Source organism: uncultured Kiloniella sp. (assembly GCF_937128705.1).
Lineage (GTDB): Bacteria > Pseudomonadota > Alphaproteobacteria > Kiloniellales > Kiloniellaceae > Kiloniella.
This window is the reverse complement of record NZ_CAKZMP010000155.1, coordinates 1-9,531: the sequence shown is the minus strand read 5'-3', so window position 1 is coordinate 9,531 and position 9,531 is coordinate 1. Positions and strand designations below refer to the sequence as shown.

The following is a 9,531-nucleotide window of genomic DNA, read 5'->3' as shown; positions in this document are numbered from 1 at the left end:
ATCGCACACAAACAAATGGCAAGAGGTATACTATGTCAACGATCGCAATCAGCGATGATTCTTTTGAAGCCGACGTTCTTAAAGCGGATGTCCCTGTTCTCGTGGATTTCTGGGCTGAATGGTGTGGTCCTTGTAAAATGATTGCGCCTGCGCTGGATGAAATCGCGGCAGAAATGGGCGGCTCTCTTACTATTGCCAAGCTAAATATTGACGAAAATTCAATGACTCCACAGCAATATGGTGTTCGCGGTATTCCAACATTACTTCTTTTCAAAGATGGTGAAATCGTTGCGCAAAAAGTAGGCGCAATTGCCAAAGGTCAATTAAAAGAGTGGATTACATCTTCTCTTGCATAAGACGAAACCGCGTATTTGACGTTTTGTCTCAAGATAAAAGCCCTGCATTTTGCGGGGCTTTTTTTGTGGGGAATTACTGAAATACAAACAGGCACACAAGTGGTGCGTTATCTTGATTATTTCGTTCCAGTAGGCACAAGCCGGATAAAATTAGTGGTGCACTTTATCGGTGTGGAGAATACCTCCGGCACCCCAATTTTCTTTGTGAACATCGTCGATAACGACATACACCGCTTCGGTATTGCAGCCTGTGATTCTGGCCGTTTCTTCGGTCAGCGTTTTGACCAGAGCACGTTTTTGCTCAAGCGAACGACCTTGGAACATTTCCACACGTATGATTGGCATGGTTTCGTCCTCTTTCTAGGTAGAATCAGAATAGAGGGTTTTAACCAAAAAAGCTAGGCTTAGTCTTGGGCTAAGGGTCGCGTTAACTTGGCTTCTGACTAATGGCTTTCCGCGAGGATATGTCCCGCTAGATAGAGAGAACCACAGATCAGAATGCGTCCGGGTTCTTCTTGGGCAAGAATCTCTTCAACGGCCTGTTGTGCAGAGGCGCAGGGCTTGGCATCAAAACCAGCTTCAACAGCATGAGCGGCAGCATCTTCAGCACTCAGAGAAGCGGCTTCAAAAGGGATTTCAATTGCACGTAGGCTGGACCCAAGCGGAGCTAGGGGGCGCAGATAATCTGTGGCAGCTTTTGTGTTGAGCATGCCGTAGATTATATGAACTGGTTTGTCTTGCCATGTCTTGAGAATTTTTGCCAAAGCAAGTCCGGCAGATTCGTTGTGACCGCCATCGAGCCAAAGTTCAGAGTCATTAGGAAGAAGATCGGGCAATAGACCCTTGGTCAACTTCTGCATACGACCGGGCCAATATGCTTGGGTCAGGCCTTGTTGGATTTTATCTTTTTTGAGATCAAATGAGCTTGTCAGAATATCGGTGGCCGCAACGGCCAAAGCGGCATTCTCAACTTGATGTTCTCCCAAAAGGTTGGGGTTTGGATAATGTGCCTCCCCATGACGTCCTTTAAAGACGAAACCTTTTGCATCCGGGATCACAACCCAATCTTCACCTTCGATATAAAGTTCGGCACTTATTTCTTTGGAGCGGGCTTTTATGACGTCGAGGGCGGCTTTTGGTTGTTTGCCAACCACACAGGGAATCCCGGATTTGAGAATGCCAGCTTTTTCAGCGGCGATCTCTTCGATGGTTTCCCCCAGGAACTGGGTGTGATCTACGGAAATAGGAGTGATGGCTGTGAGAGCGGGTTGCGCGATCATGTTAGTGGCATCGAGACGACCACCCAGCCCTGTTTCAAGCAAGAGAGCATCCGCTTTGTGACGACTGTAAGCAAGGAATGCCGCAACGGTTGTGACTTCAAAAAAAGTTATGGAATCCGGGCCGTTTACCTTTTCACATTCTTCAAGTAGCGAGACCAACTCATCTTCGGAAATCAATTCCCCTGCCAGCCTGATCCGTTCGTGGAATTTTACCAGATGGGGAGAAGTGTAGAGATGAACGCCCTTGTCGTGTGCTTCCAGAATTGCCCTGAGATAGGCAAGGAAAGATCCTTTGCCATTGGTGCCGGCGACGTGAATAACAGGTGGTAACTTTTCCTCTGGGTGATCAAGTAAACCCAATAAACGCTCTACACGACTGAGGGACAGGTCAATAATTTTGGGATGCAAGAGGCTAAGGCGCTCTAAGACGATATCACTCCGGCGCATGGTCATATCTCTACCTGATAGAAGTTTGTGGCTTGGTGTTTCTTACCAAAGGGACGGACCCGGCTTATTCAGCCGGGTCGTTCTGTTCTTTGATTTCTTCTTTTGGCTCTTCAGTGCCTTTGAGCGGCAAAATTTCTGCCGAAGGACCTTTTTGAGTCAAAAGATTGAAGACCCGAATAAGTGTCTCGCGTAGATCGTGGCGATGAACCACCATATCGACCATGCCATGTTCTAAAAGATACTCGGCAGTCTGAAAGCCTTCCGGTAATTTTTCGCGGATGGTTTCTTCGATCACACGTTTTCCGGCAAAACCGATATTGGCCTGAGGCTCGGCAATGGCGATATCCCCAAGCATGGCAAACGAGGCAGAAACACCACCCGTGGTCGGGTCTGTTAACAGAACCACATAAGGAAGTCCGGCATCCTTGACCATATCAACCGCGATGATTGAACGTGGCATCTGCATCAGCGAGAGAATGCCTTCTTGCATTCGAGCGCCACCAGATGCGGGGATCACTAGCAAAGGTGCTTCTTGAAGAACAGCAAGTTTCGCGGCTGTCAGAAGTCCTTCGCCAACAGCTGTTCCCATAGAACCGCCCATGTAGGAAAAGTTAAAGACGGCGACAACTGTTTGCATACCGCCCATTGTTCCGCGGGCAACAAGAATGGCCTCTTTGTCTTCATTCTTGGCATTGGCATCTTTGATACGGTCCGTGTATCTTTTCAAATCTTTGAATTTTAGCGGGTCAGTAAGAGTCTTTGGTAACTCTACGAGAGTGTAGTCGCCATCATCAAAAAGAGTCTCAAGGCGTTTTCTCGCAGAGATCCGCATGTGATGCCCGCTATAGGGACAGACCCAGAGGTTCTTTTCCAATTCCTTTTTGAAAATCATCTGGCCTGTGGCAGGTGATTTTACCCATAGATCATCTGGCGTGTCTTTCTGTACCAGCGCACGGATCTTTGGGCGGACGTAGTTGGAAATCCAGTTCATGCTTTCTGCCTTACTTGTTTCAATTTAAGTACGGGATCCACGTACACCATCTGCCAGCGTACGTACGTATTCCAATACTGCTTGGCTGAGGCCAGGTTTCGCCTGGTTATCATCATCCAAGTTTTCTCTTAATTTATCGATAATTGCAGATCCGACCACCGCGGCATCCGCAACTGTTGCCACCTTAGCGGCTTGTTCGGGGGTCCGAATACCAAAGCCAACGGCAACAGGTAAATCTGTTTCGGCTTTTAGGCGCGCTACTGCTTCGTGGGTCGCACTGTCAGACGCGGCAGCAGTACCTGTAATGCCAAGGATGGATACGTAATATACAAAACCGCTCGTGTTGTTAAGCACTTTCGGTAATCTGTCACCAACTGTTGTTGGGGTTGTCAGTCGGATGAAGTGTAAACCCTGTTCCATCGTAGGAATACAGAATTCATCATCATGTTCCGGTGGCAGGTCGACGATGATAAAACCATCGACGCCTGCTGATTTGGCGTCGGTTAGAAACTTATCTACGCCGTAGATGTAGATCGGGTTGTAATATCCCATCAGGATAATTGGCGTATCCTGGTTGTCTTGTCTAAAGGCACGCACGAGGTCGAGTGTTTTGCTCAGTGTCATGCCATTGCGCAATGCACGTAAGCTAGAGGCCTGAATTGCAGGGCCATCAGCCATTGGGTCGGAAAATGGCATGCCGAGTTCGATGACATCTGCACCAGCTTTGGGTAATCCTTTGACAAGCTCTAGGCTGGTTTCAAAATCGGGATCACCTGCGGTTACAAAAGTAACAAGGCCACCTCTACCTTCTTCTTTCAGGTCAGCGAAACGCTTTTCAAGTCTTGTTTGGCTCATGATATCTTCCCCCTAAATCTCTACGCCGAGTGCTTCGGCAACAGTAAAGATATCTTTATCGCCGCGACCACAAAGGTTCATGAGGATGATTTTATCTTTGCCCATGTCCGGTGCAATCTTGGTCACATGCGCCAATGCGTGTGCTGGTTCAAGTGCGGGGATGATCCCCTCGACCTTTGACAGCATCTGAAAGGCTTCCAATGCTTCGGTATCTGAGGCGGATGCGTAATTTACACGACCAATGTCATGTAGCCATGAATGCTCTGGCCCAATGCCCGGATAGTCTAGGCCAGCAGAGATAGAGTGCGCATCTTGGATCTGCCCATCATCATCCTGCAACAGGAACGTCCGGTTTCCATGAAGAACACCGGGTTTGCCGCCTGTTAGTGATGCGGCGTGTTTATCGGTTTTTACACCGAAACCAGCGGCTTCTACACCTGTAATCGCGACATCTTTGTCATCCAGGAAAGGATGGAACAGGCCAATTGCGTTCGAGCCACCACCAATACAGGCGACGAGTTGGTCGGGTAAACGACCTTCGGCTTCTAGCATCTGTTCTTTTGCTTCGCGGCCAATAATGGATTGGAAATCACGAACCATGACCGGATAGGGATGTGGGCCAGCGGCGGTGCCGATGATATAAAATGTTTCTTCGACATTGGTTACCCAATCGCGCAGCGCATCGTTCATGGCATCTTTCAGAGTACCCGTACCGCTTTCAACGCCGATAACCTCGGCCCCTAACAATTTCATGCGAAAGACGTTTGGTGCCTGTCGTGCGATATCAGTCGCGCCCATGTAAACAACGCAGGGCAGATTAAAAAGGGCACAGAACGTTGCTGTGGCAACACCATGCTGTCCGGCGCCAGTTTCTGCGATAATACGTTTTTTACCCATACGTCTGGCCAGAAGAATCTGTCCGAGTACGTTGTTTGCTTTGTGTGAACCTGTGTGGTTCAGCTCATCACGCTTAAAGTAAATTTTTGCGCCGCCGAGTTCGCGGGTCAGGCGTTCTGCAAAATAAAGCGGGCTTGGGCGGCCAACGTAATGTTTGGCGTAATAGTCATAATCTTTTTGAAACGAAGGATCAGCCTTGGCTGCATCGTAGGCTTTTTCGACTTCGAGAATAAGAGGCATCAATGTTTCAGCGACATAGCGACCGCCAAAAATACCAAAATGTCCACGCTCGTCAGGGCCGTTCATATAAGAATTAGGTGTTGTCATATCTACTCTGCAACCTTATCGGATCTCTATGATCTATCTTGGGCGGACTTTGCCTGAAAAGCCACCATCCTGCAAGGGATCCGATACTTAGATCTTTAATATCTTGAAAAGAAAAGGTGCTCCATAACTGGACCATAATCCGGCAAGGGTACCAACGACGAAGGTGACAATCAAAATAAGCTCTATTTCTTTGCCGGGTGCAACGTCGAGCAATAGCGCCAAGGGAGGTAGCCCAAGCAAAGGTCGCAAGGCAAGCTTGAGCTTGTTTTCAGGTTTTGGTGGGTATTTCCCATCCAAAAATGCAAGACCCAGAAGCCAGCCGAACAAAAGGCCAGGCACAATAATTATGTTGTCGGCTTTGACAGGGCGCAGAGGATGTCCTGCGTTTTCGACCCAAATTGCAGGAACAATTTGCTGTCCGGCATTGGACGCTGACCATAGACCGACGCCCATTAAAACGGCGCAAAAAGCGAAAGAACCCGATACACGGATGATAAAGGTGCTTTTTTGCCACCATCGGGAGACAGGTTTTTCCAGCAAAAATATGGAAATGAGAAGCAAAACGCCAATGGTCCAGCCTGTAAGCACCTGTTCCGTGCTGTGAACATTACCGGTGATCCTTGTCCAACCTGTGAGTATCACGATAACAGCCGCCAGGAAATAAGCCCAACGTCGCCTCGAAGATTTAGCGAGGATACCGTAAAAGAGTGGTGGCGTTTGTGCGTGCCCAGAGGGCATGCCGTATGAGGTACTTTTTTCGATCGCCAAAAGGTCCGGATTCAACCAATAGGGACGTGGTTGCGCAATGGTCATTTTAAGGGTCTGTTGGACGGAACTTGATAGGCAGAGGGCAAACCACAAACGTGTCCCTAATCTAGGGCAGATAATCCAATAGATGCAGACTGTCGCAGCAATAAGAAACTGTATCTCACCAAAGTGTGTCAGAAATACAAGAACAGAATCAGGCATCATGTCTTCGGGTATCACGTATTGTGGGCTTTGGATGTAAAGGCGTGAATCTTATCAATTGATTTCAGACCGGGCTTGTCTTCAACACCGGAAGAGACATCAACAGCGGGTGCGCCGGAAATACGAATAGCATCCTGCACATTGTCACAATTCAAACCGCCCGCCAGCATCCATGGGCGCTTCCAGCTTTTCCCAGCAAGTAAGCGCCAGTCAAAGGAAATTGCATTACCGCCGGGGAGTGCATTTTTTAGATCTTTTGGTGGTTTGGCATCAAATAGGAGGCGATCAGAGACTTCTTCAAAAACAGGTACTGTTTCAAAATCCTTTTGTTCTGAAACCTTGATGACCTTCATCACTTCAAGGCCAAAGTTCCTTTTGATTTCGGCCACGCGCTCTGGCGTTTCTCCGCCATGGAGTTGCAAGATATCCAAAGACGCTTGTTCAGTTATCTGGCGAATATCATCGTCACTGGGGTTAACCAGTAGGCCAACCTTTTGTGTGCCGGGCTTTACCTGTTTTGTGAGGGCAGCAGCCTGTTCTGCAGAAACATGACGCGGGCTTTTGGAAAAAAAAACAAAACCAAGATATTCCGCACCAGCTTCCTGTGCTGCGTTAAGGGCTTCGTTGCTGTTTATTCCACAAATTTTAACTTCTGTTCCCACTGTACGGCCTGTCTCATTCAGTTTTGTTCCTGCCCAAATATTTATAACATCCGGGCAGGAAAGCAAAAGCTTTAGGGCAAAGGATCAAGTATTTCTTGCCCGATTTATTAAATCAGGGTTTGTTTTGTAATAATAATAGTAGTGCATATTGATAAAGAGGAGGCAGGAAACTGCTGATGCGATTAATGTCACAAAATAAATTATGAAAATGACGGACCCTAGTATTAAGTCGGAGAAAATATTTGATGTTGATGTCAATTTGAGAAAAGGATGAGATAAATAAAAATTTATTATATCAAAAAACGCCGAAAAGGTTTTGCAGATAAATATCAAAGATACTTGAGCCAAAATGAAAAGCGCAATTAAGCAGATAAATGAAATCAGCATTTGCGGCCATTGTTTTTTGGTGTCTGACCAACTTTTAGAGTTGCTGTATGGATGGTCCAATGCAGCAGCAATAAAGGTAAAGGAAAATCGCATTGCGATAATAAGTAAAATAATTAAGGAAAATACAACTAACAGAAATGGTACGGTGAATTCATAATGATGAAATATAATTCTTGGGCCAAGAGCTACTGGGACAAGGAAAATAATTATGATAACATTTAAGGCTATTATCCTTATAAATATGAGCAGATGCCTTTTATGCATATTAAAAATCAATGTATCCCATAATGAATAGCTGCCAGTACTCAAAAAACGAACCCAGGCTGTATAGTATTGGGCAAAGATAAGAATTAATAATAAGGAAATTAAAAGATTACTTGTGACAGAAGCCACATGAACAGGCACTGTAAATGTAATACCTGTGTCGATGCCTATTACCCCAATTAACCCAGTGATTGTTGGTAAAATAGCTAGCGTAAAGGCAGGTTTCAGATTTGAAAAAAGTAGTAAAAATGATACCTTAATTGCTTTGCTTATCGATCTACCCCTTGTCATTGAACCTGCTTCCTTAAATGTGTTGGTAGCATTCAGAAAAGATATTTAATTTATAAATTATATGAATGGTGTGTGTAATTGCCCCACAGATAACTGCATTAAATTAGTAGTGTACGGTATATAAAATTTCAGGATTATTGGTTGTTGTTGTACGCATTTTTGCGCTGTTCCCACTGTATTTTTCCGTCTGATACCGTTTTGTTCCTGCCCAAATATTTATAACATCCGGGCAGGAAAGCAAAAGCTTTAGGAGAAACGATCAAGCATTTCTTGGTCGTTTGTTACGCTGACATCTGTTTTGAAGCAGTAATAATGCATATTGATAAAGGGTATATAGGACACCAATGTTATACCCATCGTAATGAAATAGGCTGGAATTGCCATAAGCAGGAAGCCTGGTGAAAGAAGTGTTGCAGAAATATCCGATGCAGAAGCGAACTGATTCGCATTGATGGCGATCGATGAAAAAACAGCACCAAAAATGGAGAAGATTATTCCAAGCACGAGTTGGATAGCAATTGAAGCTGCAATCATAATGATTGCAAGAATGACAAAAGCGATAAAGATGCGTAGCCAGTGTTTTTGTGTTGCATTCCAGCTGTCAAAAAATCCAAAGCGTTGATCTATGGCAGCAGCTGGGAAAACATAGGATAAGCGAAGAGAAACAATTGATAGAACAAGTAGTAGTATAATTGGTACAATGGTTGCCAAAATTGCAGAGACGTTAAAGCTTATAAAGCCGAGTGGTATGTTTACGATGATCGAAATTAAGAAAAGAAGGATATTTAATAAAATTGCTTTGCCGAGAATGACAAAATGGCACTTTTTTATATTGAAAATAAAAGTATTTTTCAGAGATGTATCTCCGTATCGTAAGAACTGTATCCAGGCGGTATAAAACTGTATGGAAATAAGGACAGATAGCAGAACAAAACCAACAATGGCTACAAAGATACCAGTATGAAAATTAGCGAAATTAGTTGGTGTCTCTTCACCAAGCATGGATAACGCATAAAAAACGCCGATCAGAATAAGAACCGACCAAGATAAAGTCGGTAAAATCGTAAATTTGAGCGCCGTTTTTAAGTTACTGAAGAGTGGAGAGAAGGCATTACTCAATGCTTTCCCCAGTGTTATAGATCCATCATCCATATAATCGTCTGTCACGACCGACATAATTTTAACCCCCTAAGTAGTCCTTATTAGTAGTAAGAACGCGAGAATATTCAATTAAACGGGGGGCGGCAAATTTTAAATAAAGACTTACCGAACCATTACAAAGCAGGGCCGAGCAAAATTGTTAGCCATCTACCGTTTCTTCGGGTTGTTCAGGCACCCAGCCTGTACAGCCTTTAAAGGCAATAGATAGTGCTGTGATAGTCGTGGCTGTCGGGAGATATGTCAGAGCTATTATGAACAGATTGAGTATAAAAATTTCTGGTCCATTGTTCAGAAAATACTGATTTAAGTCGTTGATATGATTTTCAAAATTAACTTGAGACGCATTCGTCGTTATAGATGGCAGCTCTGAAATAAAAGCACTTTCGAAAGCCTGATTAATAACAATGATTAACAGTGCATAAGGGGTGGTTACAATGATGAAAGTTCCTACAAGTCGCCAGCCTTGTCTGTCTGTGTGTTTCCAGCTGTTACTTAAGGTGTATTTTTCGCCTATGGCTGTCGCAGGTAATATAAATGATAAGCGTGCAGCTACGTAAATAATAAAAATGAATAAAGCGAAGAAAAGTATAGGTAGACTGGCTGGGATAGCTGCGCCTAGAGTTAGAGCAGGAAGGCTTCCCAGT

11 protein-coding genes are annotated in these 9,531 nt (G+C 45.0%); 1 reads left to right on the top strand and 10 read right to left on the bottom strand.

Annotated features, from left to right (window positions below; all coding sequences use genetic code 11):
• Positions 1–32 precede the first annotated feature (32 nt).
• Positions 33–356: a thioredoxin TrxA gene (trxA, locus tag Q0241_RS08640; RefSeq protein WP_299376103.1), complete on the top strand. Its 324-nt coding sequence runs from the start codon at positions 33–35 to the stop codon at positions 354–356.
• Between the two features lie 150 nt (positions 357–506).
• Here trxA and Q0241_RS08635 read toward each other — a convergent pair whose 3' ends face one another.
• The 10 genes from Q0241_RS08635 to Q0241_RS08590 all read right to left on the bottom strand — a co-directional run.
• A complete protein-coding gene (locus Q0241_RS08635) occupies positions 507–701 on the bottom strand; it encodes a 2-hydroxymuconate tautomerase (protein ID WP_299376100.1) in 195 nt (64 codons plus the stop codon).
• 98 nt (positions 702–799) lie between these two features.
• Positions 800–2,083, bottom strand: a complete 1,284-nt coding sequence (locus Q0241_RS08630) for a folylpolyglutamate synthase/dihydrofolate synthase family protein (protein WP_299376097.1) — start codon at positions 2,081–2,083, stop codon at positions 800–802.
• A gap of 64 nt (positions 2,084–2,147) precedes the next feature.
• Positions 2,148–3,074, bottom strand: coding sequence for an acetyl-CoA carboxylase, carboxyltransferase subunit beta (gene accD / locus Q0241_RS08625; RefSeq protein ID WP_299376094.1), 927 nt, complete (start codon positions 3,072–3,074; stop codon positions 2,148–2,150).
• Positions 3,075–3,098: 24 nt separating this feature from the next.
• Entirely contained in the window at positions 3,099–3,929 is an 831-nt protein-coding gene (gene trpA, locus Q0241_RS08620) for a tryptophan synthase subunit alpha (RefSeq protein WP_299376091.1), read from the bottom strand.
• A 12-nt stretch (positions 3,930–3,941) separates the two neighbouring features.
• A complete protein-coding gene (gene trpB / locus Q0241_RS08615) occupies positions 3,942–5,153 on the bottom strand; it encodes a tryptophan synthase subunit beta (RefSeq protein ID WP_299376088.1) in 1,212 nt (403 codons plus the stop codon).
• 87 nt (positions 5,154–5,240) lie between these two features.
• A complete protein-coding gene (locus Q0241_RS08610) occupies positions 5,241–6,125 on the bottom strand; it encodes a phosphatase PAP2 family protein (protein ID WP_299376086.1) in 885 nt (294 codons plus the stop codon).
• A gap of 11 nt (positions 6,126–6,136) precedes the next feature.
• The gene (locus tag Q0241_RS08605) at positions 6,137–6,784 is read right to left on the bottom strand and encodes a phosphoribosylanthranilate isomerase (RefSeq protein WP_299376083.1); all 648 of its coding nucleotides are present in this window, start codon (positions 6,782–6,784) and stop codon (positions 6,137–6,139) included.
• An 84-nt stretch (positions 6,785–6,868) separates the two neighbouring features.
• Positions 6,869–7,726 carry a hypothetical protein gene (locus Q0241_RS08600; RefSeq protein WP_299376081.1) on the bottom strand — a complete coding sequence of 286 codons (858 nt, stop codon included), beginning with the start codon at positions 7,724–7,726 and terminating at the stop codon, positions 6,869–6,871.
• A 246-nt stretch (positions 7,727–7,972) separates the two neighbouring features.
• On the bottom strand, positions 7,973–8,902 hold the full coding sequence (locus tag Q0241_RS08595) for a hypothetical protein (protein WP_299376078.1): 930 nt from the start codon (positions 8,900–8,902) through the stop codon (positions 7,973–7,975).
• A gap of 124 nt (positions 8,903–9,026) precedes the next feature.
• The coding region (locus Q0241_RS08590) for a hypothetical protein (protein WP_299376075.1) at positions 9,027–9,531 on the bottom strand (505 nt) is incomplete at its 5' end.

Excerpts from the sequence above, each read along its gene's own strand:
- Q0241_RS08610 (WP_299376086.1), bottom strand. The coding sequence starts at position 6,125 with ATGATGCCTGATTCTGTTCTTGTATTTCTGACACACTTTGGTGAGATA.
- accD (WP_299376094.1), bottom strand. The coding sequence starts at position 3,074 with ATGAACTGGATTTCCAACTACGTCCGCCCAAAGATCCGTGCGCTGGTA.
- Q0241_RS08600 (WP_299376081.1), bottom strand. The coding sequence starts at position 7,726 with ATGACAAGGGGTAGATCGATAAGCAAAGCAATTAAGGTATCATTTTTA.
- trpB (WP_299376088.1), bottom strand. The coding sequence starts at position 5,153 with ATGACAACACCTAATTCTTATATGAACGGCCCTGACGAGCGTGGACAT.
- trpA (WP_299376091.1), bottom strand. The coding sequence starts at position 3,929 with ATGAGCCAAACAAGACTTGAAAAGCGTTTCGCTGACCTGAAAGAAGAA.
- Q0241_RS08595 (WP_299376078.1), bottom strand. The coding sequence starts at position 8,902 with ATGTCGGTCGTGACAGACGATTATATGGATGATGGATCTATAACACTG.
- trxA (WP_299376103.1), top strand. The coding sequence starts at position 33 with ATGTCAACGATCGCAATCAGCGATGATTCTTTTGAAGCCGACGTTCTT.
- Q0241_RS08635 (WP_299376100.1), bottom strand. The coding sequence starts at position 701 with ATGCCAATCATACGTGTGGAAATGTTCCAAGGTCGTTCGCTTGAGCAA.
- Q0241_RS08630 (WP_299376097.1), bottom strand. The coding sequence starts at position 2,083 with ATGCGCCGGAGTGATATCGTCTTAGAGCGCCTTAGCCTCTTGCATCCC.